Genomic DNA, 23564 nt, shown 5'->3' with positions numbered 1-23564 from the left:
TATGGCGCGGCGACCGCCCGGGCCCTAGAGTCGCGAGCACGCTTCGCGTTTCTGGGAGGGCGAATGACGAGCGCGCCGATGCCCGAGTTCCCCGCCGGCTTCCGGTGGGGGGTGTCCACGTCCGCGTACCAGATCGAGGGGGCGGTCACCGCCGGCGGCCGGGGGCCGTCCATCTGGGACACCTTCGCCCACTCCCCCGGCCGGATCGTCGACGGCAGCACGGGCGACGAGGCGTGCGACCACTACCACCGGTACGCCGAGGACGTCGGGCTGCTGGCCGGGCTGGGGGTGTCGGCGTACCGGTTCTCCATCGCCTGGCCCCGCGTGCAGCCCACCGGCGCCGGCCCGGCCAACGCGGCCGGGCTGGACTTCTACGACCGGCTGGTGGACGCCCTGCTCGCCGCCGGCGTGGACCCGGTCGCCACCCTCTTCCACTGGGACCTGCCGCAGGCCCTGGAGGACGCCGGCGGCTGGCTGAACCGGGACACCGCCCACCGCTTCGCCGAGTACGCCGACCTGGTCGCCGCCCGCCTCGGCGACCGGGTGAAGCTCTGGATCACCCTGAACGAGCCGTTCGTCCACATGAGCCTCGGGCACGGCATGGGCGCGCACGCCCCCGGCCGGCTGCTGCTCTTCGACGCCTTCCCGGTGGCCCACCACCAGCTCCTCGGGCACGGCCTCGCGGTCGCCGCGCTGCGCGCCCGCAGCACCAGCCCGGTGGCCATCGCCAACAACTACTCCCCGGTGCGGCTGGCCGGGGAGACCGACGCCGACCGGGCGGCCGGGGCGGCGTACGACGCGCTGCACAACCGGCTCTTCACCGACCCGCTGCTCGGCCGCGGCTACCCCGAGGAGCCGGGCCTCGACCCGGCCGTGGTCCGCGCCGGGGACCTCGACGTGATCGCCGCGCCCATCGACGTGCTCGGGGTGAACTACTACAACCCGACCGGCATCCGCGCCCCCGCCGACGCGGACTCGCCGCTGCCGTTCGAGATGGTGCCGCTGGACGGCTACCCGCGTACCGCCTTCGACTGGCCGGTGGCCCCGGACGGGCTGCGCGAGCTGCTCCTCCAGCTCCACCACCGCTACGGCGAGGCGCTGCCGCCGATCCAGGTCACCGAGAGCGGCTGCGCGTACGACGACGTGCCGGACGCCGACGGCCGGGTGGCCGACCCGGACCGGATCGCGTACCTGGACGGGCACCTGCGGGCGGTGCACGAGGCGATGGCCGCCGGGGTGCCGGTGACCGGGTACTTCGTCTGGTCGCTGCTGGACAACTGGGAGTGGGCCGAGGGCTTCACCAAGCGGTTCGGCCTGGTGCACGTCGACTACGCGACCCAGCGGCGCACCCCGAAGTCGTCGTACGCCTGGTTCCGGGACCTGGTCCGGCGATGACCACCGTCAACCCGACGCCGGCCTCGCTGCCGGCGGCGCTCGCCGAGCCGACGGTGCCGGTGCGGCGGAGCTGGATCGCGCTGATCTTCGCGGCCAACCTGGGCGTCTGGATGGCCTTCTTCACCCCGATCCAGGTGCTGCTGCCGCAGCAGGTGGAGCGGATCGCGCCGGGCGACAAGGAAGCCATGCTGGCGGTGGTCACCGGCCTCGGCGCGCTCGCCGCCGTGCTGGCGAACCCGCTCGCCGGGGCGCTGTCCGACCGGACCTCGCTGCGGCTGGCGAACCGGCATTTCGGCCGCCGGCACGTCTGGACCGCCACGGGCGCGGTGGTCGGCGCGCTCTTCCTGGTGGTGCTGGCCCGGCAGGACAGCATCGCCGGGGTGGCGGTCGCCTGGGTGGCCGCCCAGGTCTGCTTCAACGCCATGCTGGCCAGCCTCACCGCCGCGATCCCGGACCGGGTGCCGGTGGCGCAGCGCGGCGGCGTCTCCGGCTGGGTGGGCATCCCGCAGGCGCTCGGCCTGGTGCTCGGCGCGGTGCTGGTCACCGCCGTGGTCACCGGCAACGCCGCCGGGTACGCCGCCATCGCGCTCGCGGTGCTGCTGCTGTCCCTGCCGTTCGCGCTGCTCACCCAGGACGACCCGCTGCCCCGGGAACACCGGTCGCCGCTGCGGGCGCGCACGCTGCTCGCCTCGATGTGGATCAGCCCGCGCCGGCACCCCGACTTCGCCTGGGCCTGGTTCACCCGGTTCCTGGTGCAGACCGGCAACGCGCTGGGCACGCTCTACCTGCTCTACTTCCTCACCGACGGGGTGCGGGTGGCCGACCCCGAGGGCAGCCTGCTGGTGCTGATCCTGCTCTACACGCTCGGCATGATGCTCACCGCCGTGGTGGCCGGGCGGCTCTCCGACCGCTCGGGCCGGCGCAAGGTATTCGTGATCGTCTCCGGGCTGATCATGGCGGTGGCGGCCACGCTGCTCGCGGTGGCCCCGACCTGGCCCATGGCGATCGTCGCGGCGCTGCTGCTCGGCGCCGGCTACGGGGTCTACCTCGCGGTCGACGCCGCGCTGATCACCCAGGTGCTCCCGGCCGCCACCGACCGGGCCAAGGACCTCGGCGTGATCAACATCGCCAACTCGGCGCCGCAGGTGCTCGGCCCGGCGCTCTCCGCCCCGATCGTGGTCCACCTGGGCGGCTATCCCACCCTGTACGCGGTGACGGCGGCGGTCACCCTGGTCGGCAGCGTCCTCGTCCTGAAGATCAGGGCGGTGCCCTGAACCGGCCCCCTGCCGGAATGCGGTCGCGGCCCGCCGTAGGCTGGGGGACGTGACGGTACGTGTACGCTTCGCCCCCTCCCCGACCGGAATGTTCCACGTCGGCGGCGCCCGCTCGGCCCTGCAGAACTGGATCTACGCCAAGCAGCAGGGCGGGGTGTTCGTGCTCCGCATCGAGGACACCGACGCGGCCCGCAACAAGCCCGAGTGGACCGAGGGCATCCTCTCCGCGCTCGACTGGATCGGCATCGCGCGCGGCAGCTACGAGGGCCCCTACTTCCAGTCCTCGTACGCGGGTGAGCACCGGGCCGCCGCGCAGCGGCTCTACGAGGGCGGCCGGGCGTACTACTGCGACTGCACCCGCGAGGACGTGCAGGCGCGCACCGGCTCGCAGTACCAGGGCTACGACGGCTTCCACCGCGACAAGGGCCTCGGCCCCGGCGAGGGCCGGGCGCTGCGGTTCCGCACCCCGGACGAGGGCGAGACCGTGGTGGTCGACCTGATCCGCGGCGAGCCGACCTTCGAGAACAAGCTGATCGAGGACTTCGTCATCGCCCGCGGCGACGGCTCGCCCGTCTTCCTGCTGGCCAACGTCGTTGACGACATGACCATGGGGATCACCCACGTGATCCGGGCCGAGGAGCACCTGCCCAACACGCCCAAGCAGCAGCTGCTCTGGGACGCGCTCGGGGTCAAGCCGCCGGTCTGGGCACACGTGCCCGTGGTGGTCAACGAGAAGCGGCAGAAGCTGTCCAAGCGTCGCGACAAGGTCGCGCTGGAGGCGTACCGGGACGAGGGCTACCTCGCCGAGGCGATGCGCAACTACCTCATGCTGCTCGGCTGGGCGCCCTCCGGCGACCGGGAGATCGTGCCCTGGTCCGTCATCGAGGAGGAGTTCCGGCTGGAGGAGGTGAACCCCTCCCCGGCGTTCTTCGACGAGAAGAAGCTGCGCGCGTTCAACGGGGACTACATCCGGGCGCTGCCGGTCGAGGAGTTCGTCACCGCCTGCCAGCCCTGGCTGACCGGCACCGACACGATCGCCCCGCCGCCGTGGCAGCCGGCCGAGTTCGACCCGGCCGCGTTCGCGGCGGTGGCCCCGCTGGCGCAGACCCGGATCGCGGTGCTCAGCGAGATCGTGCCGAACGTCGACTTCCTCTTCCTGGCCGACCCGCTGATCGACGAGGCGGCCTGGGCCAAGGCCATGAAGGAGGGCGCGGCCGACCTGCTGGACGCGGCGATCGCCGCGTTCGAGGGGCTGGAGTCGTGGGACGCCGAGTCGCTCAAGTCCACCCTGGAGGCGGTCGGCGCGGAGCGCGGCCTGAAGCTGGGCAAGGCGCAGGCGCCGGTCCGGGTGGCGGTCACCGGCCGCACCGTCGGCCTGCCGCTGTTCGAGTCGCTGGAGGTGCTCGGCCGCGAGCGCACGCTGACCCGGCTGCGGGCCGCCCGGGTACGCCTGTTCTGACCGGATCGACAGGCGCCCGCCGTCGCTCCTCGCACCCCGGATTCACCGGACGTCGCGGGTGCCGCCGCCGAGACCCGGTGGCGCACCCGGGCGCGGCGGTACGTCGCCCAGCAGCGTCTCACCCAGATCGGTGAGGCGGTGCAGCACGAGGTTGCCGTGCCGCTGGCTGCTGATGAGCCCGGCCTCGCGCAGGATGGTGGTGTGGTGACTGGTGGTGGCCGGCGAGATGCCGGCGCGCCGGGCCAGTTCGCCGGTGGTGGCGCCCCGGACGGTGGCACGCAGGACGGCCAGGCGCGTGTGGCCGAGCAGCGGGCCGAGGCGGCGTTCCGGGTCGGCCGGTGACGCCGGCCCGGTCGTCGGGTCCGGTCGCTGCCGGCGGGCCGGGTAGACCAGGGCCGGGGGCAGCTCGGGGTCGGCCAGCGCGATCGGCGCATGCCAGCAGAAGTACGACGGGATCAGCGCGATCCCCCGACCGTCGAGGTGCATGTCCCGGTCCTCCGGGTAACCGTTCACGGACAGCACCGGCGGGTCCCAGCGCACGTCCGGACCCAGGTCGTCGAGGATCTGCCCGGCGCCGGTATCGAGTACCCGGGCCCCGCGCAGAGCCCGGTCGCCGGAGACGGCGGCGCCGATCTGCGGCAGGTACGGGGCGACCGCGACCCGGAAGTAGGCACGCAGCGCATCGCCGAGGCCGTGCAGGGCGGCGACCCGGCCGGCGGCCAGGTCCCCCAGCCAGGCGCCGTTGGCCGGAGCCGCCATCCGCCCCAGCTCGGTGCGGATCCGCCGGTTCGGGGTGCCGAGCACCCGGTCGATTCCCTCGTCGAGGTCGGCGACCGGGCCGGGCGTCAGGAAGTCCGGGAAGTACCGCTTGAGCGGCGCGACAGGCAGCAGCCGTTCGCGGACCACCGGGACGAGGCCGGCCCGTTGCAGGTCCCGGCGCACCTGCCGGTACCAGCCCGCGTATCCGGCGTAGCCGGCACGGGTCTGCAGGCGGTGCAGACTGCAGACGATCTCCCACAGTGGATCCGGCTGGACCGCCAGCCGGGTACGGCTGAGGTCCGCGGCCGTGAAGTGGATCCGCAGAGCCCGCATGGCGCACAGTGTTCCGAGATCGACCGCCGCGCTCAGTCTCGTGCGCGACATTGACATACATCGACATCTTCACCGGTCTGGAACACCGGTGTGCGACGGCCGAACGGGGCGGCAGCCAGACAGCTGCCGCCCCGCGGGGCACGACGGTTCAGCCGACGCTGCAGCTCGACCGCCACCGGTGGGAGGCGATGTTGTCGTTGGTGTTCTGCATGTAGCCGTCGCGGTTGGAGCCCCAGGTGAACCAGGCTCCGGTGAGGTCGTCCCAGGCGTCGCCGGCACCCAGGCAGGCGTACGCGCCGGTGTAGTCGGGGTGGATGTAGAGGGCGACCGGCCGGCCGCTGTTCGAGTCGTTCCACGCCGAGGACGCCAGGTTGCGCATGCTGGCCCGGTTGTTGTTGTCGCAGTTGGCGTTCTCGGCGACGTTGATGGTGTCCCAGTTGGTGTCGGCGTTGTACCACCAGCACCACCGGCCCGACCAGTAGGCGTCCTGGCTGACGTACAGGTAGCCGCTGCCGGCCGCCACGCGGTGCGGGTCGGCGTGCGGCGCCGGCCTGGGCGCGGCCTGCGCCGCGGCGGCGGTGACGGCCAGCGCGGCCAGCACCGCGACCAGGGTGGCCAGCAGGGCCCGTACTGCTCTCATGGTGTTTCCTCCCGTTGGGGCTTCTGCCGCGGCGGGTCCGCCACGGACGTCGTGGGGGTGTCAGCCGCCGGCCAGCACGGCACGGGCACGCGGCAGCGCGGCGCCTTCGAGGCGGAGCCGGTCGGCCACCTCGGTGGGGAACTGCCGTTCGACGGCGCGCCGGTGCTCGGCGTCGAGCCGCCGGGCGAGGCCGCCGAGTCCCGTCTCCGCGGCGCACGTCGCCTCGGCCACGGCCAGCCGGACCTCGCCGGCCGGGACGGTGTCGGACGCCGGTTCGGGCACCGACGCGCGGGCGGCGGCCGGGTCGGCGTACTCGTGCCCGGCGGCGCGCATGCAACGCCGCCACGCCGTCACGCCGGCGGCGTAGCGGGGGTCGGCGAGCACCCGGCCGACGCGCAGCCCGGCGAGGTTGTCGGTGGTCCTGGCGGCGCGGTACCAGGCGGGCAGGTCGCCGTAGAGGTGGCGTTCCGCCTCCGAGGTGCAGCTGCGGCTGCTGCGGCGCAGCACGCCGCCCGCCGGCAACGTCGCGCGCAGGGCGTCCGGCTCGCCGGGGTCGCCGTTGACGGCGCGTACGGCGGCCGCACCGCGCTCCGGCGGCAGCTCCCGGGCGTACCGGGCGTTCGGGTCGGCCGCCATCGCCGCCTGGAACCGGCGTTCCAGCACCCCGCCGTAGCCGTAGCGGCGGGCGTAGGACACGTCGTCGAGGACGTACGGGAACTCGCGCAGCTCCGGCACCGGGCGCCAGGGCACCGGCCAGTAGCGGAACCCGCGGCGCCGCATGCAGTCACGGATCAGCAGCTGCGTCGCGGTGTGCAGCACCTCCGCCGCCGGGGCGGACCCGGCCGGCGCGGCTGAGGCGGGCGCGGTCGCCGCCGGTTGCGGCCCGGCCGCGCCGTGGTCGCCGGGCGGCGGTGTCGTGTCGCGGCCGGCGCCCAGCGCTCCGCCGACCGCCACCGCGAGGACCGCCGGGACCGCGACGGCGTACCACCAGGACCGGGACCGGCGCGACCCACCCGCCATGACACCCACCTCGGCCGTCCGGGGCGCCGGATGCGCCCGTCAGGACATAGCCTCGGTACCGGGCGCGCGCCGGGACAGGGGACTTCGATCAGGTTCGAACGACCGGCGGACCTGTCCCGTACGCGGGGTCAGCCGCGGGCGGACCGGCGGCGCAGGAGCAGGCCGCCGCCCAGCGCGACCAGCGCCACGGCGACCCCGACCGCCCACAGCCAGCCCGTACCCCCGTCGGAGTCGACCTCGCCGGCGGCGGGCGTGGGACTCGCCGCGGAGGTCGCCGGGGTGCTCGGGGCGGCGGTGGTCGGGGCGGCGGTGGTCGGGGTGGCGGTCGCCGACGGCGGCGCGGCGGCCGTGCCGGTGGTCAGGGTGAAGCGGATCTCCCCGCTGATCGGGTGGCCGTCGGCCGAGCCGACCCGGTAGGCCACGATGTAGAGGCCGGCCGCACCCGGCGTGAACGGCACGCTCACCCGGTTGCCGGCGAAGGTCGGCGCGCCACCGGCGGCCGGCACGTTGTCCGGCCCGGTGATGGTGATCTTCGTCGTGGCGGGCGCCGGAGAGGCGAGGAACTTCAGCTCGACCCGCTTCGGCGCGGTGGCCACCCGCGCCCCGTTCTTCGGATCGCTGCCGGTCAGCGAGTTGTGCGCGGCCGCCGGCGCGGCCGGCAGCAACAGCGACACCGCGGCCACCACCCCGAGCACCACCGACCAGCCCCGCGCCACACGAACGACCCTGCCCCCCATGAACTCCTCCATCCGGGTACGATCCGGCCGCTGATCATCGGCCGCTCTGTTGGTCGGTCGCAGATCGCAGATAGTTCCAAATACTCTTCCAGCGAGTGCAACCCAGCGCCGTTCTGCGGAGTCTTTGAGGTGGACGCCGGTCCGCGCCCGGCGCCCACCCCTCGGCCGATCCAGCGCGACCTGCAGCGGAAGCCACCCATCGAACGGGGCGAGGAGGCGGCGATGGTCAGGAAGGTGAGGCGGCTGCTGGCGGCCGTGGCCGGGATGGTGGTGGCGGGCGCCTGCTCGCTGGCCCTCCTCGGCGCGGCACCGGCGCAGGCGGCGCCCAAACCCAAGCTCGCACCGGCCGGAGTGGACATCACCGGCCACCGGCTCGACCAGCCGCTGCGACTGCGCGCCGACACCCGGCCCGCCGAGGTGAACATGGTCGTCGACCAGGTCAAGTGGCTGGGCGCCAGCGGCCAGCAGCGGGGCCCGGCGGCCAAGGACCTCGGTCCGAAGTACACGATCGTGCTGTTCGTCGCGGGCACGGCCTCGAAGACCTACGACCTCTACCCGCTCGCCAAGGGCGGTCCGCGCGTCTACCGGCCGGCCAAGCAGCCCGACCTGAGCAAGACCCGGGCCGGCTGGTTCTTCGGCCGGCTCAACATGTCCGAGACGCTGCGCACCGCGGGGGTGCCGCTGGAGCGGCAGTTCGACACGCTCAGCGGCGGCATCGGCGGCGGCGAGCGGGTCATCCCGGAGGAGGCCCTCGACCCGGTGCAGGACATCGACGCCGCGCTCGGCGAGCTCCAGCGGCTGCTGCTGCTCAACGTCGGGGTGATGGTCGTCATCACCGCCGGGCTGGCCGGCATCGCGCTGCTGGTGCGCCGCCGCACCCGCTGAGCCCCGGGGGCTCAGACCTCCAGCACGACCTTGCCCCGGACGTGTCCCGCCGCCACCAGGCGCTGCGCCTCGGCCGCCTCGGCCAGCGGGAACGTCCGGGCCACGTGCACGGCGAGCCGGCCGGCGTCGACGAGCCCGGCCAGCACGCTCAGGTCGGCCGTGGACGGCTTCACGAAGACGTAGCTGCCGCCGAGCCGGGTGACGTGCTCCGGGTCGGCCGTGGAGATCAGCCGCGCGGGCCGGGCCAGCAGCTCGGCGGAGACGTCCAGCGCGTCGCCTCCGAACAGGTCCAGCGCCACGTCCACCCCGTCGGGCGCGACCGCGCGGACCCGGTCCAGCAGGCCGTCTCCGTAGCTGACCGGCTCGGCGCCCAGCGACCGGACGAAGTCGTGGTTGGCCTCGCTCGCCGTGCCGATCACCCGGCCGGCGCCGAGCGCCCGGGCCAGCTGCACCGCCAGGTGCCCCACCCCGCCGGACGCGCCGTGCACCAGCACGGTGTCACCTCCGCCGGTGCGGGCCAGCTGCAACGCCTGGTAGGCGGTGAGGCCGGCCAGCGGCAGCCCGCCCGCCTCGGCCCAGGACGCCTGCACCGGCTTGTCGGCCAGGCACCGCTCCGGGGCCGGCACCAGCTCCGCGTACGTGCCGTGCTGCACGTCGTCGCGCCGGACGTAGCCGATCACCTCGTCACCGACGGTGAACCCGGCCACCGCGGGCCCGACCGCCTCAACCACCCCGGCGGCGTCCCAGCCGGGCACCAGCGGGAAGTGGCTCGGCATGGCGCCGGCCAGGTGCCCCTCCCGGATCTTCCCGTCGACCGGGTTCACCCCGGCGGACCGCACCCGGACCAGGACCGTGTCCGGCCCCACCGGCGGTGTGGGCAACTCGCGCAGGGTGAGCCGGTCGACCGGGCCGTACGCGTCGATCGCGATCGCCTTCACCCCGCCCACGCTAGCCGCCGGACGGCGGCCGCGGGGTCAGCACCAGCGGCGCGGGGGCCGCTCCCGGCGGACCGCGCGGCTGCGCGGCCGGACCGCGCCGTGCCGGTGCGCGCCCGCCCAGCCGGGCAGGTCACTGCGGCAGCCCTGAGCCGGCTCCGCCTCTCCCCCGGCCGGGGGCGCCGGCTCGGCGGCCCGCTGGCGGGGCACCGGCGGCTCGTCGTCGGCCCGCTCGGGCGCCCAGCCGGTGGCCGGCTCCGGATGGGTCAGGCCCGCCCGGCGCGGGTGCTTGGCGGGCGCCGGCTGGTCGTGGTGGCCCGGCCGGCAGGGCTCACCCTGGGCGCAGCCGTGCTCGGCCTCCCCGTGCGCCATCCCGGTCTCCTCACGTTCGCCTTCGCCCGTCGGGCGGTAATCACCCCGACGTGCCCTGACACCGTACTGGCCGGGCCCGACGGGCTGTTCAGCGCGTACCCGCGGAGATCGTCGGCGGACCGGAACGGGTCAGGGGCGGCGGGCGGCGTCCAGGTCGGCGCGCGTGAGCAGGGCGCGCAGCGCGATGCCGTGCCCGGCGAGCGCCTCCGTGCCGCCCTCGCCCCGGTCGATCACGCAGAGCGCGTGCTCGACGGTGGCGCCCAGCTCGCGGAGCTGGCCGGTGGAGATCACCACCTGGCCGCCCGAGGTCACCACGTCCTCGACCACCAGGACCCGCCGCCCGGCGACGTCCGCGCCCTCCGCCAGCCGGGCGGTCCCGTACGCCTTGGCGGTCTTGCGGACGAACGCGCAGGGCAGCCCGACGTGCCGGGCCAGCGCGGTGACCACCGGGATGCCGCCCATTTCCAGGCCGGCCAGCACCTCGGTGCCGGGCGGGACGAGCCCGGCCAGGCCGGCGGCGACCCGGTCCAGCAGCACCGGGTCGGCCTCGAACCGGTACTTGTCGAAGTACTCGTCGGCGGTGCGGCCGGAACGGAGCACGAACCGGCCGGTGAGCCGGCAGGTGGCGTCGATGTCGCGGGCGAGGTCGGCGAGGGCGCGCGGGGTGTCGGTCACGGGAGATGATTGTCACCGCCGGCCGGCGGCGCCCGGCCGGCGGGCGGGCCTCGGAGTGCAGGTGCTGGTCAGGGCGTGTCAGGCTGGTGCGGTGAGCGAACCGGGCGGGACCGAACTGTCGGCGACGCTGCGCCGCATCGAGCGGGCGGCGGGCGCGCTGTCGACCGCCAGCGTGGCGCGGATGGACGAGACGCTGCCCTGGTTCCGGGAGCTGCCGGCCGACCAGCGCTCCTGGGTCATGCTGGTCGCCCAGGCGGGCGTCCGGTCGCTGGTGCAGTGGCTGCACCAGGGCGGCGGCGCGACCGACAGCACCCAGGAGGTGTCGGACGAGGTCTTCGCCGCCGCGCCGCAGGCCCTCGCCCGCTCGATCACCCTCCAGCAGACCGTGGCGCTGATCAAGGTGACCATCGAGGTGGTCGAGGAGCAGGTGTCGCACCTCGCCGTGAAGGGCGAGGAACAGCTGCTGCGGGAGGCCGTGCTGCGCTTCTCCCGGGAGATCGCCTTCGCCGCCGCCCGGGTCTACGCCCGCGCCGCCGAGACCCGCGGCTCCTGGGACGCCCGGCTGCAGGCGTTGCTGGTGGACGCCCTGCTGCGCGGCGACTCCCCCGACGTGCTGGCCAGCCGGGCGGCCGCGCTGGGCTGGTCCGACGCGCCGCCGGTGGCGGTGGCGGTGGGCCGCTCCCCCGGCGGTGAGGTGGCCGCTGTGCTGCACACCGTCTACCGGCAGGCCCGCCGGATCGGGGTCGAGGTGATCGGCGGTGTGCACGGCGACCGGCTGGTCATCGTGCTGGGCGGGGCGGCCGACCCGGTGGCGGCCACGGAGAAGCTGCTCACCGCGTTCGGGGAGGGCCCCGTGGTGGTCGGCCCGGCCGTGCCCAGCCTGGACGAGGCGACCGACTCGGCGCGCGCCGCGCTGGCCGGCTTCCGGGCCGCGCCGGCCTGGCCGACCGCGCCCCGCCCGGTCTCCGCCGCCGACCTGCTGCCCGAGCGGGCCCTGGCCGGCGACGCCGAGGCCCGCCGCCGGCTGCGCCACGACGTGTACGCCCCGCTCGCCCGCGCGGGCGGCGAGCTGCTGGAGACGCTGGACGCCTTCTTCGCGGCCGGCGGCACGCTGGAGAGCGCGGCCCGGGCCCTCTTCGTGCACCCCAACACGGTGCGGTACCGGCTCAAGCGGGTCGCCGAGGTGGCCGGCTTCTCGCCGCTCACGCCGCGCGACGCCTTCACCCTGCAGGTGGCCCTGACGGTCGGCCGGCTGGACCCGGTGGTACCGGGTGTCGCACCGGTCCCGAGCCAGACAATGAGCCCAGGAGCCGGCAAAACGCCACAGACGGGTGATGATCGGCGCCGATCTTTGTAGGTATCCTCCAAACCTTCTAGTGCGGTTTGGTGCCGTGCGTTACAGCGCGACCCGCGAGTATCCGTCAGAGTCGTAGACGTGCTCGCCGTACTCTCACCCGGACAGGGTTCGCAGAAGCCCGGTTTCCTGACCCCCTGGCTCGACCTGCCCGACGCGGCGGCGCGCCTGCGCTGGTGGTCGGCGCTGGCCGGGGTCGACCTGCTCCACCTGGGCACCCGGGCGGACGCGGACGAGATCAAGGACACCGCCCGCACCCAGCCGCTGCTGGTGGCCGCCGCGCTGCTCGCCGCCGAGCACCTGCCGATGCGCGACGTCGGCCTGGTCGCCGGCCACAGCGTCGGCGAGCTGGGCGCCGCGGCCCTGGCCGGGGTGCTGCCCGCCGAGGCGGCCGTGACCCTGGCCGGCGTACGCGGCCGGGAGATGGCCGCCGCCTGCGCGCTGGAGCCGACCGGGATGGCCGCCGTGCTCGGCGGCGACCCCGACGAGGTGCTCGCCGCCCTGGACGCGCACGGGCTGCACCCGGCCAACCGCAACGGCGCCGGCCAGATCGTCGCCGCCGGCGCGGTGGCCGGGCTGGAGAAGCTCGCCGCCGAACCGCCCGCCCGCGCCCGGGTCATCATGCTCAAGGTGGCCGGCGCGTTCCACACCCCGTACATGGCCCCGGCCGAGGCCGCGCTGGCCGAGGTGGCCGCCGGCATCACCCCCGCCGACCCGGCCCGCACCCTGCTCTCCAACCTGGACGGCGCCCCGGTCGCGCACGGCCGGGAGATGGTGCAGCGGCTGGTCCGCCAGGTGACCGCCCCGGTCCGCTGGGACCTGTGCATGCGCACGCTGGCCGACCTCGGCGTCACCGGCGTCATCGAGCTGCCGCCGGCCGGGACCCTGGCGGGCCTCTTGAAGCGGGAGCTCAAGGGCGAGGGGGCGCCCGAGATCGTCACCCTCAACACCCCCGACGACCTGCCCGCCGCGCGGGACCTGATCGCCCGGCACAGCGCATGAGCCCGGAAAACGAGCCGATCCTGCGGGTCCCGCAGTCGCGAACGGAAGGTATCTACTGATGGCCGGCAGCCGGATCGTCGCGATGGGGCACTACCAGCCCTCCCGCGTCGTCACCAACGACGACCTCGCTCAGATGGTCGACACCAACGACGAGTGGATCCGGGACCGGGTCGGCATCGTCACCCGCCGGATCGCCGGGGACGAGACGGTGGCCGACATGGCCGCCGCCGCCGCGGGCAAGGCGCTGGCCAACTCGGGCCTCACCGCCGCCGACATCGACCTCGTCGTGGTCGCCACCTGCACCTCGGTCGACCGCAGCCCGAACGTGGCCTGCCGGGTCGCGGCCAAGCTGGGCATCAGCGCCCCGGGCGCGTACGACATCAACACCGCCTGCTCCGGCTTCGCGTACGCGCTGGGCACGGTGGACCACGCCATCCGGGCCGGCGCGGCGCGCAACGCGATCGTGATCGGCGCCGAGAAGCTGTCCGACTTCACCGACTGGACCGACCGGTCGACCTGCATCATCTTCGGCGACGGCGCGGGCGCAGCCGTGGTCACGGCGACCGCCGAGGGCGAGCCGGCCGGGGTGGGTCCGGTGGTGTGGGGTTCGGTGCCGGAGAAGAGCGACGCGGTCCGGATCGAGGGCTGGCGGCCGTACATCGCGCAGGAGGGGCAGGCGGTCTTCCGCTGGGCCACCACGGCGCTGGCCCCGCTCGCGCTCCAGGCCTGCGAGAAGGCCGGGGTGGCCCCGTCGGAGCTGGCCGCGTTCGTGCCGCACCAGGCCAACGCCCGGATCATCGACGGCATCGTCAAGCGGCTGGACATCCCGAACGCGATCATCGCGAAGGACATCGTCGAGTCCGGAAACACGTCGGCGGCGAGCGTGCCGCTGGCCCTGTCGAAGATGGTCGAGCGGCGCGAGGTGCCCTCCGGCGCCCCGGTGCTGCTGTTCGGCTTCGGCGGCGGCCTGACCTACGCCGGTCAGGTCGTCCGCTGCCCCTGAAGACTCCCTCGGGCGCGAGCGCCGAGGTGTGACGACCGGCGTCGCCGGCCGTCGAGTGAACCCCCGATGAGAGGAACCAACCGCAATGACCCGTGACGAGATCACCGCCGGCCTCGCCGAGATCCTCGAAGAGGTTGCCGGGGTGAACCCGGACGACGTGGCCGAGGGGAAGTCCTTCACCGACGACCTCGACGTCGACTCGCTCTCCATGGTGGAGGTCGTGGTGGCGGCCGAGGAGAAGTTCGGCGTCAAGATCCCGGACAACGAGGTGCAGAACCTCAAGACCGTGGGCGACGCCGTCAGCTACATCGCGGCGCAGTCCTGATCATGAGTCGTCCCGACGTCGTCGTCACCGGGCTCGGCGCGACGACCCCGCTCGGCGGGGACGTCGCGTCGACCTGGGACGCCATGCTCGCCGGCCGCTCCGGGGTGAGTGCGCTCACCCAGGAGTGGGCCGCGCAACTGCCGGTCCGGATCGCCGCGCAGCTCGCCGTCGAACCGTCGACGGTGCTGGACCGGGTCAAGCTGCGCCGGCTGGACCGGTCCGAGGCGATCGCGATCGTGGCGGCGCAGCAGGCCTGGGCGGACGCCGGGCTGGCCGACTCCGGGCTCGACCCGGAGCGGCTGGCCGTCAGCGTCGGCTCCGGCATCGGCGGCGCCACCACCCTGCTCGCCCAGGACGACATCCTGGAGGCGTCCGGCCCGCGGCGGGTCTCCCCGCACACCATCCCGATGCTGATGCCGAACGGCCCGGCCGCCTGGGTGGGGCTGGAACTCGGCGCCAAGGCCGGGGTCCACTCGGTGGCCAGCGCCTGCGCGACCGGCGCGGAGGCGATCGCGCTGGGGCTGGACATCATCCGCGCCGGCCGGGCCGACGTGGTGGTGGCCGGCGGCACCGAGGCGGTCATCCACGCGCTGCCGATCGCCGGGTTCAGCTCGATGCGGGCCATGTCGACCCGCAACGACGAGCCGGAGAAGGCGTCCCGCCCCTGGGACAAGGGCCGCGACGGCTTCGTCCTCGGTGAGGGCGCGGGTGTGGTGATCCTGGAGCGTGCCGACCACGCCGCCGCCCGCGGCGCCCGGGTCTACGCGCGCCTCGCCGGCGCCGGGATCACCTCGGACGCCTACGACATCGTGCAGCCGCACGCCGAGGGCGAGGGTGCCATCCGGGCCATCGCCAAGGCGGTCGCGGACGCGGACGTCGCGAAGACCGACATCCGGCACGTGAACGCGCACGCCACCTCGACCCCGGTCGGCGACATGCTGGAGATCGGCGCGCTGCACAAGGCGGTGGGCGACCACGTGCTGCTGTCGGCCACCAAGTCGATGACCGGGCACCTGCTCGGCGCGGCCGGCGCGCTGGAGTCGATCGCCACCATCCTGGCCATCCGGGACGGCGTCGTGCCGCCGACGATCAACCTGGACGACCCGGACGAGGGGCTCACCCTCGAGGTGGCCGCGCACAAGGCGCGCCACCTGGAGATCCCGGCGGCGCTGAACAACGCGTTCGGCTTCGGCGGGCACAACGTGGCCCTGGTGTTCACCCGGGCCTGAGCACGGCCTGCCCGCTCGGGGCCCGCGTCCGCACCGGACGCGGGCCCCGAGCGCGTCTCAGCCCCGGTTGCGGGGATGCTGCCGCGCGGTCCGCTCGTTGCCCCGCCGGTAGTTGCCGGTCCACCGGGCCATCACCAGTTGCGGGTCGTCGCCGACCTCGGCGAGGAACTGCGCGGCGCGCCCGCCGCGCAGCGTGGCGGCGACCCGGCCGTGGTGGGTGATCACCACCGACCCGTCGGCCCGTTCGACATAGCGGAAACCCTGCGCCTGCTCTCCCATCGGCGCCACCCTGCCAGCACCCGCGCCCGGCCGCACCCGGATTTGCCGCCGTCCCGGTCCCGGCCCGCGGTGGCCGTTAGGGTGAGACCGCCGAGCCGTCGAGGAGCACCACCCGTGGAAGCGACCGAGATCCGCAAGCTCGCCGCGCTGGAGGACACCCACTGGTGGTACCGGGAGCGGCGCGTCCTGCTGGGGCGGGCGCTGCGCCGGTTGGCGGCGGCGGGCACCCGCCCGGGCCGGGCGCTGGACATCGGCGCGGCCGGCGGCGGGAACACCCGGGTGCTGCGGGCGCACGGCTGGCGGCCCGTCGCCCTGGAATACAGCGCCGAGGGCGCCGGGGTGGCCCGGGGCCGGGGCCTCGACGTGATCCGGGCCGACGCCCGGCACCTGCCGGTCCCCTCGGCCGGCCTGGGCCTGGTGGTCGCCTTCGACATCCTGGAGCACGTCGACGAGGACCACCTGGCGGCCGCCGAGATCCGGCGGGCGCTGCGCCCCGGCGGGGCGGTCCTGATCGCCGTGCCGGCCGACATGCGGCTCTGGTCGGCGCACGACGTGGCGGTCGGCCACGTCCGGCGCTACGACCGCGCCGGGCTGCGGGCCGTGGTGGAGAAGGCCGGCCTGGCGATCGACGAGCTGTGGAGCTGGAACGTGCTGCTCCGCCCGGTGGCGGCCTGGCGGCGGCGCCGGTCCACCGGCAGCGACCTGGACCCGCCGCACCCGCTGGTCAACCTGGGGTTGCGCACGGTCGTCACGGCCGAACGCCACCTGCCGGTGCGGGCGCTGCCCGGAGTCTCGCTCATGCTGCGCGCCCACCGCCCGGCCTGACCCGCCCGGCCGTGCCGGCCCGCGCCGTCACCGCCGGCGGCGACCGGGTCAGCGCAGCCGGTAGACGGCCGTCCGGGAGTTCTCGAAGCGCAGGTCGGCCAGCGTCCGCAGGGCCGGCGCCTCGGCGCCGACCTGCCGGTCCACCACCAGCCAGCGCACCCCGTACCGGTGGCGCAGGGCGGTCAGGCCGGCGGCCGTGGGGGCCGTGAAGGCCGAGTCGTTGGCGCGTTGCCGGTCGGCGTCCCAGAACGGCGCGTACGGGCCGTCCGGCCGGCCGACCATCCGGGGCGCGAACGCCCACCCCTCGACCAGCACCGACCGCTCGGCGTAGCCGCTGAGCCAGAACGACCGGGCGTCGCACCACCCGTCCACCACCTCCCGGCAGTGCGCGTTCGTGGCGAGCACGTCGTCCGGCGCGCTGTGCGCCCGCACCCAGCGGGCCGCCTCCACCCGGGAGGCGGGCATCGCCACCACCGGGTACGCCCCGCCGTTCGGGTAGACCCGGGTCGCGGCGGCGTCCAGCACCAGCCCCGGCGCCCCGGCGGTCAGCACGGCGGTCAGCAGCACCAGCCCGCCCCGGTCGGCCAGCCCCGGCCAGCGACCCACCAGGGCCGGCCAGCACAGGAACACCAGCACCGCCGGCACGGTCAGCACGGCCGCCCAGCGGAGCAGCGGCAGCACCGGGGCGTACGCGGGGACGGCCGGCGAGCTGGTCGCGGAGTTGAGCTGCACCGCGGTGAGCAGCACGGCGAACCCGGCGGCGCCCGCGCCGAGCAGCCACCGGCCCCGGGCGGCGAGGGCGGCCCGGTCGGCCACCTCGACCCAGCCCCACGCGGAGAGCAGCACCCCGAAGGCGAACCCGGTCCGGGTGAAGTACTGGTTGCTGCTGCCGGGATGCCCGACGAGCAGGTAGATGGCCGGGCCGGCGAGCGCTCCGCCGAGCAGGAACACCTGCACCGGCTCGAACCGCCACCGGCGCGGCCGGAACAGGGCGAGCGCGCCGGCCAGCCGGAGCTGGAGGTTGAGCAGGAACGCCACCGCGACCAGCACCCACCACAGGGCGGTCACCCCGGCCGGCCGGCCGGTCGGCACGTACGGGCGCAGCCCGGAGAGCGGGTCCAGGACCACCCCGTGGCTCTCGAAGGCGAACAGCACCGCGGTGGCGAACACCTGCGCGGCCAGGGCGAGGCCGGCGGCGACCAGCACTGCCCGGGGCAGCCGGCGGCGGACCACCAGGGTCGCCACGGCGGTGAGACCGAGCGCGGCCAGCACCACCGGCAGGGTGCTGGCCTTCGCGCCGGTCGACGCGGCCAGGAAGAGGACGGCTAGCGCCCAGGCGCCGCGGCCCAGCGGCGGCACGGTCACCGCGCGGGCCCGGCCAACGAGCTCACCGAGCGCGGCGATCAGCGGCAGCAGCAGCACCCAGCTGTACGTCATCGACGGGCTGCCCCAGACGATGAAGGTGGCCTGGCTGCCGAAGAGCTGCCGCCAGCCGTTCTCGAAGCCGAACTCGCCCACCGTGAACAGCAGCGCGGCGGCCACCACCCCGGCGTACGGCCGGCCGGTGATCCGCCAGCCGACCACGGCCAGCAGCACGGCGGCGAGCGCGCACAGCGCGGGCACGGCGAGCCGGAACAGCACCGTGGGCAGGTCCACCCCGCTGACCAGGCTCGTGGCGGCCAGGTGGGCGAAGCCGAACCAGTGGTAGTGCAGCGGCTCCCCGGCGACCTGCGGCACCTCGGGCGGCACCTGGTGGGTGGCCGCCCCGGCGAGGGAGAGCTCGAAGGCCAGGTCGAGGTACTGGGCCTGCCCCTCGTCGGTGGGCAGCACCGGGTTGACGGCGAGGAACGAGCCGTACAGGTAGAGGGTGAAGCCGGCCACCACCCCCGCCAGCGACCACGCCCACGCCGCCGGCGCCACCGTCGGGTACCGGACCCGCCAGTGCCGGCGCAGCCGGGGCACGGCGGCGAACGGCACCACCACGGCGAGCGGCCACAGGCGCAGCCAGCCGGGCAGCCCGACCGCGGTGAACCCCGCCCACGCGACCAGCTCCAGCACCAGGCCGACGGCCGCGCCCAGGGCCAGGTCCTCGACCAGGGTGTGCGGCCGGCGGCGCAGCGCGCGGAACACCAGCGTGCCGGGGAGCAGCACGGCCAGCGCCGCGTACGCGGTCCAGCGGGCGATCGCGCCGGCCGGGGTGCCGGCGGCGAGCAGCACGGCGACCACGGCGGCGTACCCGGCGACGGCCGGGGCCCAGCGCAGGGCGGCCGGGCGGCGGCGCGGGTCGGCGGCCGCCGGGGCGGCGCCGGTGGCGACGGCGGTCACCGCAGGCTGTCGGCCAGCTCGGCGGAATCCGGACGGGCGGCGGCGCTGTCGCCGGCCACCAGGTAGGCGGGCCGGCCCTGCACGGCGGTGTAGATCCGGGCCACGTACTCGCCGAGCAGGCCGAGGCAGAGCAGCTGCACCGCGCCGAGGAAGAGGATCGCCAGGTAGAGCGAGGGCCAGCCGCTGACCGTGGCGCCGGCGAACCAGGCCAGCACGGCCGCGACCACGAGCACCCCGCAGACCGCCACCCCGACCAGGCCCAGCCAGGTGGCCACCCGCAGCGGGGCGGCGGAGAAGCTGGTGACGCTCTCGGCGGCCAGCCCGGCCATCCGGGACAGCGGGTACTTCGTCCGGCCCGCGGCGCGTTCCTGCCGCTCGTAGGTCACCTCGGCGCTGGGGAAGCCGAGCCAGGGCACCACCAGCCGGAGCACGGGGCTGCGCTCGGGCAGCTCCCGCAGCGCCTCCACGACGGCCCGGCTGAGCAGCCGGAAGTCGCCGGCCTGGGCGGGGACCTGCTCGCCGACCAGCCGCCGGACCAGGCGGTAGTAGCCACCCGCGCTCCACCGCTTGAACCGGGTGTCCCGGCTGCGGTCGGCCCGCACGGCGTAGACCACGTCCAGGTGGTCGGCCCGGGCCCGGCGCAGCAGCGCGACGATCACCTCGGGCGGGTCCTGGAGGTCGGCGTCGATGCTGACCACGTACGCGCCCCGGGCCCGGAGCAGGCCGGCGTGCAGGGCGGCCTGGTGCCCGCTGTTGCGGCGCAGCCGCAGCACCCGCAGCTCGGGCCAGCCGACCCGCAGCGCGGCCAGCGCCGCCGGGGTGCCGTCGGTGCTGCCGTCGTCGACGGCCACCACCTCGTACGCCTCGCCGAGCCCGTCGAGCACGCCGCGCAGCCGGACGGCGAGCAGCGGGAGGACGGCCGCCTCGTCGAACATCGGCACCACCACGGACAGGGCCGGCTGCGGCGCGGTCACGGCACTCGACCCCCCGGATTCCCTGGCGGCGGACCGGGCCGACGCTACCAGTCGGGCAGGTCAGGCCCGGGCCGGTCGGGCGGCACCCGCCCCGATCAGGTGCCGCAGGTGGTGGCGGGCAGGCCGGACACCTTCACCGGGGAGTGGCCGGTCGGGCGGGCCTTGCCGGCGAGCACCGCGGCCAGCGCGGTCATCGACGCCCGGGTGGACGAGTAGGTGGCCAGCAGGGTCGGCGACTTCGCCCCGGCCAGCACGTACGGGGTGTCCATGGCCACCGTCACGGTGGCGTCCGCGCGCAGGTCCTTGCTCCCGTCGCCGTACCCGACGAGGTGCACGACGGTGCCGCCGCTCGGCACCACCTTGACCCCGGCGGCGGTGAGCGCCGCGGTCAGCGCAGCCCGGGTGCCGTCCCGCCCCCCGGAGGAGGTGACGGTGACCGGGCCGGCCACCGGGCTGCCGCACCGGCCGCGCAGCATGGTCACCGCGGCGGCGGCCAGGTCGGCGGCGGCCTTGCGGTGCCCGGCGCTGTCCAGCGTCGACAGCGCGGGCGCCGGCCGGTCGGCCAGCTTGAACTTCATGGTGAGCACCCGGGTGACCGCCTCGACGAGCCGGGTCCGGGGCAGCGAACCGTCCTTGAGCGCGGCGCGCAGCCCGTCGTACGCCTGGCCCACGTTCGGGGTCATGAGGATGAGGTCGTTGCCGGCGTTCAAAGCTCGGACCGCGGCCTCGCCCGGCGACCACTTCTTGGCCGGCGCCATGTTCATCCCGTCGGTGATCACCACGCCCTGGAAGCCGAGCTGGCCGCGGAGCACGTCGGTGAGCAGCTTGCGGGAGAAGGTGGCCGGGGTGCCCGGGTCGACCGCCTTGACGTCCAGGTGGGCGGACATCACCGCCATGGCGCCGGCGTCGATCCCGGCGTGGAACGGCGGGAACGCGGTGCGGTCCAGCACGGCGCGGGACTGCCCGACCACCGGCAGGTCGGTGTGCGAGTCGGCGGCGGTCAGCCCGTGCCCGGGGAAGTGCTTGACGGCGGCACCGACCCCCTCGGCCTGCAGCCCGCGGACCGCGCCGGCCACCTGCGCCGAGGCGGTCTTCGGGTCGGCGCCGAAGGAGCGGGAGCCGATCACCGTGCTGCGGGTGGCCAGCACGTCGGCGACCGGCGCGAAGTCCAGGTTGACGCCCATGGCGGCCAGCTCGGCGCCGGCGGCCCGCCAGGCGGCCTCGGTCAGCGCCGGGTTGCCGGCGGCACCGGCGGCGAGCGGGCTGGGCAGCAGGGTCACCCCGTCGGTGATCCGGGTGACCACGCCGTACTCCTGGTCGGTGCCGATCAGGAAGGGTGCGGCGCCGGCGGGCAGCCGGCCGGCGGCCGCGCGCAGCCCGTCGGTCAGCGCGCGAACCTGCTTCGGGTTGTCGACGTTGGTGGTCTCCTGGTTGCCGGACGTGGGGTCGTCGGCGCTGAAGCCGACCAGGATCAGCCCGCCCAGGCGGTACTTCGCGACCATCTCCGCGGGGGTGTCGACCCCGGCCAGGGCCCGGTTGCCGGCCGCCGACCCGGGCGACACCTTCGTCGCCGAGCTGCCGTACGCATAGGGCATCAGCACCTGGCCGACGAGATCCTCGTCGGAGAGCGTCGCCACCAGGGCGGCCGCCCGGGCGGCCGGGTCGGCGCCGGCCGGGGCGGGAGCGGCCGACGACGGGACCGGCGCCGGGCTCGACGGGGTCGGTCGGGGCCGTTCGGGCTCACCCGAGCACCCGGAGGCGAGCAGCGCGGTCAGTGCGGCGAGCGCGACGCAGGCGCGGCGCGGGGAAATCGACACGCGCCCCACCGTATCGGGGCAACTTGACCTTCTGTCAGCCCACCCGGGTGAGCAGCGTCACCGGCGCGCCGTCACCGGCGAACCGGTAGGGCTCCAGTTCGGCGTCCCAGGCGGTGCCGAGGGCCTTGTCGAGGGCGTGGGCGAGCGCCTCCGGGGCCCGGGCGGAGGCCATGATGCTGCGCAGCCGGTCCTCGCCGAGCTGGATGTCACCGGCCGCGCCCACGGTGGCCCGGAACAGGCCGCGCCCCGGGACGTACATGAAGCGCTCGCCGTCGACCCCCGGGCTGGGCTCCTCGGTGACCTCGAAACGGATCATGGGCCACTGCCGGAGGGCAGCAGCCAGTTCGGCGCCCGTCCCCGGGCTGCCGGTCCACCCGCACTCGGCGCGCCGCGCCGCGGGATCGACGGGCTGGGCCGTCCAGTGCAGGTTGACCGGCGCGGCGAGGACGCGCGCGATCGCCCACTCGACGTGCGAGCACACGGCGAGCGGGGTCGAGTGGACGTATACGACGCCACGCGTTGGCACGGTGACCTCCCGGTGAGCCGAGGTGCGTCTTCCCCTACGACCTCGTCCACGCGAGTGGCCTCTGGAACACATGATGACCCGTGTGACGGATGGTGCGCCAGCGAATCGGAAAATTCGCCGGTGCCGGTGACCGGGAAATACCCGGGCGGCTGACCTGGTTGTGCTCCCTGACGGCGCGACGACCAGCCAGGCGTCGGGGTCGTGTACAGTTCTCTGGGCGGTTCTGTGCCGCCGCACGTCTTCGCGGGCTGACGCTCACCCCGGGCGTCAAACCGCACATTCAGCCCCCGGACGGTTTCCGTCCTCCCGTACGTCTGCAAGGAGTACCTCCGTGGCGAGCAACACCTCTAAGACCGCGCGCGCGTCAGTCCGGGCCGGCCAGGCTGGCCAGGGTGGCGCCCTCAGCGTGCTGGGCGAGTTCAAGTACCTGATCCCGCTCAACGGCGGCAAGCACGCCTACGTGCGTAACCTGACCAACGGCAAGACCGCGCACCTGCGCACCGACTCCGACGCCTTCGTCGAGGAGATCCGCGTGCTGGCCGCCGCCGGCCACGCCGCCAAGGTCCGCGCCGAGATCAACGCTCTCGCCGCCACCCACCCGGACCACGGCTGGGACAAGACCGAGAAGCGTCTCGTCGAGGCCGGCGTCTTCGAGGGCTGAGCGCCCTCACCCGCGACACCACGAACCGCCCGCCGGGGTCACCCCGGCGGGCGGTTCTGTCTTCTCACTCCTCGGGCAGCAGCGCCACCTCGCCGGTGGCCAGGTCGTAGAGGGCGCCGACCACGGCCACCTCCCCGGCCGCCACCGCCCCCGCCAGCAGGTCGTCGGCGCGCAGGGCGGCCACCGTGCGCCGGACGTGCCGGCGGACGGCGATCCGGTGGGCGTCCGGGTCGTCCGCGCCGACCTCGCGGACCGCCGGCGCGATCCGGTCCACCACGTAGCCCAGCGCGCCGCCCGGATGGCGCCCGCTGCGCAGCGCGTCGACCGCCGAGCCCACCGCGCCGCAGCGCTCGTGGCCGAGCACCATGACCAGCCGCACGCCGAGCTGCCCCACCACGTACTCGATCGAGCCGCAGACCGCCCGGTCGAGCACGTGCGCGCCGGTGCGGATCACGCAGATCGAGCCGAACGTCTGGTCGAAGATCGCCTCCAGCGGCACCCGCGAGTCGATGCAGCCCAGCACCACGGCGTACGGCTGCTGGTCGCCGGAGGCCACCGCCGCGGCGGCCGTGACGTCGTGGCCGTGCACCGGCTGCCCGCTGACGAAGCGCCGGTTGCCGGAGAGCAGCTCGGCCAGGGCGGCCCGGGGCGTCCGGGCGGCGGGGGTGGACGGCATGCCCTCCAGCCTGGTCACCGATCCGACCGTGCGAGGCGGGGTTGCGAATCTTCTCACCAGCCCGGTTGCCGTGCTGTCATGACG

At 75.3% G+C, this 23564-nt stretch carries 23 protein-coding genes and 1 pseudogene; 11 read left to right on the top strand and 13 right to left on the bottom strand.

Going from position 1 to position 23564, the window contains the following annotated elements; translation table 11 throughout:
• Positions 1 to 63: 63 nt before the first annotated feature.
• The 3 genes from ABZ452_RS06160 to gltX are packed head-to-tail and all read left to right on the top strand — an operon-like array spanning position 64 to position 4128.
• On the top strand, positions 64 to 1395 hold the full coding sequence (locus tag ABZ452_RS06160) for a GH1 family beta-glucosidase (protein ID WP_357939466.1): 1332 nt from the start codon (positions 64 to 66) through the stop codon (positions 1393 to 1395).
• A complete protein-coding gene (locus tag ABZ452_RS06155; RefSeq protein ID WP_357939464.1) occupies positions 1392 to 2669 on the top strand; it encodes an MFS transporter in 1278 nt (425 codons plus the stop codon). The genes ABZ452_RS06160 and ABZ452_RS06155 overlap by 4 nt, the downstream gene beginning before the upstream one ends.
• 49 nt (positions 2670 to 2718) lie before the next feature.
• Complete coding sequence (gltX, locus tag ABZ452_RS06150; RefSeq protein ID WP_357939462.1) at positions 2719 to 4128, top strand: glutamate--tRNA ligase; 1410 nt, start codon at positions 2719 to 2721, stop codon at positions 4126 to 4128.
• Between the two features lie 42 nt (positions 4129 to 4170).
• On the opposite strand, the gene ABZ452_RS06145 is transcribed toward gltX, so the two are convergent.
• The 4 genes from ABZ452_RS06145 to ABZ452_RS06130 form a co-directional block, all read right to left on the bottom strand.
• Positions 4171 to 5220, bottom strand: a complete 1050-nt coding sequence (locus ABZ452_RS06145) for a helix-turn-helix domain-containing protein (protein WP_357939460.1) — start codon at positions 5218 to 5220, stop codon at positions 4171 to 4173.
• Between the two features lie 148 nt (positions 5221 to 5368).
• Positions 5369 to 5860 carry a hypothetical protein gene (locus ABZ452_RS06140; protein ID WP_357939458.1) on the bottom strand — a complete coding sequence of 164 codons (492 nt, stop codon included), beginning with the start codon at positions 5858 to 5860 and terminating at the stop codon, positions 5369 to 5371.
• Positions 5861 to 5920: 60 nt separating this feature from the next.
• The gene (locus tag ABZ452_RS06135) at positions 5921 to 6880 is read right to left on the bottom strand and encodes a hypothetical protein (protein ID WP_357939456.1); all 960 of its coding nucleotides are present in this window, start codon (positions 6878 to 6880) and stop codon (positions 5921 to 5923) included.
• 128 nt (positions 6881 to 7008) lie between these two features.
• The gene (locus ABZ452_RS06130; RefSeq protein WP_357939454.1) at positions 7009 to 7617 is read right to left on the bottom strand and encodes a copper resistance CopC family protein; all 609 of its coding nucleotides are present in this window, start codon (positions 7615 to 7617) and stop codon (positions 7009 to 7011) included.
• A 222-nt stretch (positions 7618 to 7839) separates the two neighbouring features.
• On the opposite strand from ABZ452_RS06130, the gene ABZ452_RS06125 reads away from it, so the two are divergent.
• On the top strand, positions 7840 to 8502 hold the full coding sequence (locus ABZ452_RS06125) for a hypothetical protein (protein WP_357939452.1): 663 nt from the start codon (positions 7840 to 7842) through the stop codon (positions 8500 to 8502).
• A gap of 11 nt (positions 8503 to 8513) precedes the next feature.
• Here the strand turns inward: ABZ452_RS06125 and ABZ452_RS06120 are convergent, their stop codons facing one another.
• From ABZ452_RS06120 to ABZ452_RS06110, 3 genes are all read right to left on the bottom strand, one after another.
• Entirely contained in the window at positions 8514 to 9440 is a 927-nt protein-coding gene (locus tag ABZ452_RS06120) for an NADP-dependent oxidoreductase (RefSeq protein WP_357939450.1), read from the bottom strand.
• Positions 9441 to 9476: 36 nt separating this feature from the next.
• Positions 9477 to 9809 (bottom strand): hypothetical protein, encoded by a 333-nt coding sequence (locus ABZ452_RS06115; RefSeq protein WP_357939448.1) that lies wholly within the window; start codon positions 9807 to 9809, stop codon positions 9477 to 9479.
• Positions 9810 to 9938: 129 nt separating this feature from the next.
• Positions 9939 to 10484, bottom strand: a complete 546-nt coding sequence (locus ABZ452_RS06110) for an orotate phosphoribosyltransferase (protein WP_357273699.1) — start codon at positions 10482 to 10484, stop codon at positions 9939 to 9941.
• Between the two features lie 91 nt (positions 10485 to 10575).
• On the opposite strand from ABZ452_RS06110, the gene ABZ452_RS06105 reads away from it, so the two are divergent.
• The 5 genes and pseudogenes from ABZ452_RS06105 to fabF all read left to right on the top strand — a co-directional run bounded on the left by ABZ452_RS06105 (position 10576) and on the right by fabF (position 15397).
• Positions 10576 to 11841: a helix-turn-helix domain-containing protein gene (locus ABZ452_RS06105; RefSeq protein WP_313718871.1), complete on the top strand. Its 1266-nt coding sequence runs from the start codon at positions 10576 to 10578 to the stop codon at positions 11839 to 11841.
• A 78-nt stretch (positions 11842 to 11919) separates the two neighbouring features.
• Positions 11920 to 12834: pseudogene (locus ABZ452_RS06100) on the top strand (ACP S-malonyltransferase); the annotation flags it as partial.
• 64 nt (positions 12835 to 12898) lie between these two features.
• Complete coding sequence (locus ABZ452_RS06095; protein ID WP_357939445.1) at positions 12899 to 13843, top strand: beta-ketoacyl-ACP synthase III; 945 nt, start codon at positions 12899 to 12901, stop codon at positions 13841 to 13843.
• An 85-nt stretch (positions 13844 to 13928) separates the two neighbouring features.
• Complete coding sequence (locus ABZ452_RS06090) at positions 13929 to 14168, top strand: acyl carrier protein (RefSeq protein WP_088972559.1); 240 nt, start codon at positions 13929 to 13931, stop codon at positions 14166 to 14168.
• 2 nt (positions 14169 to 14170) lie between these two features.
• Positions 14171 to 15397: a beta-ketoacyl-ACP synthase II gene (gene fabF / locus ABZ452_RS06085; protein WP_357939443.1), complete on the top strand. Its 1227-nt coding sequence runs from the start codon at positions 14171 to 14173 to the stop codon at positions 15395 to 15397.
• 57 nt (positions 15398 to 15454) lie between these two features.
• Here fabF and ABZ452_RS06080 read toward each other — a convergent pair whose 3' ends face one another.
• Positions 15455 to 15676: a hypothetical protein gene (locus tag ABZ452_RS06080; protein ID WP_357939441.1), complete on the bottom strand. Its 222-nt coding sequence runs from the start codon at positions 15674 to 15676 to the stop codon at positions 15455 to 15457.
• A 114-nt stretch (positions 15677 to 15790) separates the two neighbouring features.
• Here ABZ452_RS06080 and ABZ452_RS06075 point away from each other — a divergent pair, with 114 nt between their 5' ends.
• On the top strand, positions 15791 to 16501 hold the full coding sequence (locus tag ABZ452_RS06075) for a class I SAM-dependent methyltransferase (RefSeq protein ID WP_357939439.1): 711 nt from the start codon (positions 15791 to 15793) through the stop codon (positions 16499 to 16501).
• A gap of 48 nt (positions 16502 to 16549) precedes the next feature.
• Here the strand turns inward: ABZ452_RS06075 and ABZ452_RS06070 are convergent, their stop codons facing one another.
• The 4 genes from ABZ452_RS06070 to ABZ452_RS06055 all read right to left on the bottom strand — a co-directional run bounded on the left by ABZ452_RS06070 (position 16550) and on the right by ABZ452_RS06055 (position 22143).
• Positions 16550 to 18826: a hypothetical protein gene (locus ABZ452_RS06070; protein ID WP_357939437.1), complete on the bottom strand. Its 2277-nt coding sequence runs from the start codon at positions 18824 to 18826 to the stop codon at positions 16550 to 16552.
• Entirely contained in the window at positions 18823 to 19800 is a 978-nt protein-coding gene (locus ABZ452_RS06065; protein ID WP_357939435.1) for a glycosyltransferase family 2 protein, read from the bottom strand. The genes ABZ452_RS06070 and ABZ452_RS06065 overlap by 4 nt, the downstream gene beginning before the upstream one ends.
• A 95-nt stretch (positions 19801 to 19895) precedes the next feature.
• Positions 19896 to 21626 (bottom strand): glycoside hydrolase family 3 protein, encoded by a 1731-nt coding sequence (locus ABZ452_RS06060; protein WP_357939433.1) that lies wholly within the window; start codon positions 21624 to 21626, stop codon positions 19896 to 19898.
• Positions 21627 to 21651: 25 nt separating this feature from the next.
• A complete protein-coding gene (locus tag ABZ452_RS06055) occupies positions 21652 to 22143 on the bottom strand; it encodes a DUF3145 domain-containing protein (protein ID WP_357939431.1) in 492 nt (163 codons plus the stop codon).
• 331 nt (positions 22144 to 22474) lie between these two features.
• Between ABZ452_RS06055 and ABZ452_RS06050 the strand changes: the two genes are divergently transcribed.
• Entirely contained in the window at positions 22475 to 22804 is a 330-nt protein-coding gene (locus ABZ452_RS06050; RefSeq protein WP_154228052.1) for a hypothetical protein, read from the top strand.
• A 64-nt stretch (positions 22805 to 22868) separates the two neighbouring features.
• On the opposite strand, the gene ABZ452_RS06045 is transcribed toward ABZ452_RS06050, so the two are convergent.
• Positions 22869 to 23498, bottom strand: a complete 630-nt coding sequence (locus tag ABZ452_RS06045; RefSeq protein ID WP_357939429.1) for a carbonic anhydrase — start codon at positions 23496 to 23498, stop codon at positions 22869 to 22871.
• Between the last annotated feature and the right edge of the window lie 66 nt (positions 23499 to 23564).

This window comes from Micromonospora sp. NPDC005707, from assembly GCF_040631005.1.
GTDB lineage: Bacteria > Actinomycetota > Actinomycetes > Mycobacteriales > Micromonosporaceae > Micromonospora.
The sequence above is the reverse complement of the archived record's forward strand: the minus strand, read 5'-3'. Positions and strand labels throughout refer to the sequence as shown.

Coding starts and splice junctions, on each gene's coding strand:
- ABZ452_RS06125 (WP_357939452.1), top strand. CDS start 7,840: ATGGTCAGGAAGGTGAGGCGGCTGCTGGCGGCCGTGGCCGGGATGGTG.
- ABZ452_RS06115 (WP_357939448.1), bottom strand. CDS start 9,809: ATGGCGCACGGGGAGGCCGAGCACGGCTGCGCCCAGGGTGAGCCCTGC.
- ABZ452_RS06140 (WP_357939458.1), bottom strand. CDS start 5,860: ATGAGAGCAGTACGGGCCCTGCTGGCCACCCTGGTCGCGGTGCTGGCC.
- fabF (WP_357939443.1), top strand. CDS start 14,171: ATGAGTCGTCCCGACGTCGTCGTCACCGGGCTCGGCGCGACGACCCCG.
- ABZ452_RS06130 (WP_357939454.1), bottom strand. CDS start 7,617: ATGGGGGGCAGGGTCGTTCGTGTGGCGCGGGGCTGGTCGGTGGTGCTC.
- ABZ452_RS06160 (WP_357939466.1), top strand. CDS start 64: ATGACGAGCGCGCCGATGCCCGAGTTCCCCGCCGGCTTCCGGTGGGGG.
- ABZ452_RS06090 (WP_088972559.1), top strand. CDS start 13,929: ATGACCCGTGACGAGATCACCGCCGGCCTCGCCGAGATCCTCGAAGAG.
- ABZ452_RS06135 (WP_357939456.1), bottom strand. CDS start 6,880: ATGGCGGGTGGGTCGCGCCGGTCCCGGTCCTGGTGGTACGCCGTCGCG.
- ABZ452_RS06145 (WP_357939460.1), bottom strand. CDS start 5,220: ATGCGGGCTCTGCGGATCCACTTCACGGCCGCGGACCTCAGCCGTACC.
- ABZ452_RS06155 (WP_357939464.1), top strand. CDS start 1,392: ATGACCACCGTCAACCCGACGCCGGCCTCGCTGCCGGCGGCGCTCGCC.
- ABZ452_RS06080 (WP_357939441.1), bottom strand. CDS start 15,676: ATGGGAGAGCAGGCGCAGGGTTTCCGCTATGTCGAACGGGCCGACGGG.
- ABZ452_RS06095 (WP_357939445.1), top strand. CDS start 12,899: ATGGCCGGCAGCCGGATCGTCGCGATGGGGCACTACCAGCCCTCCCGC.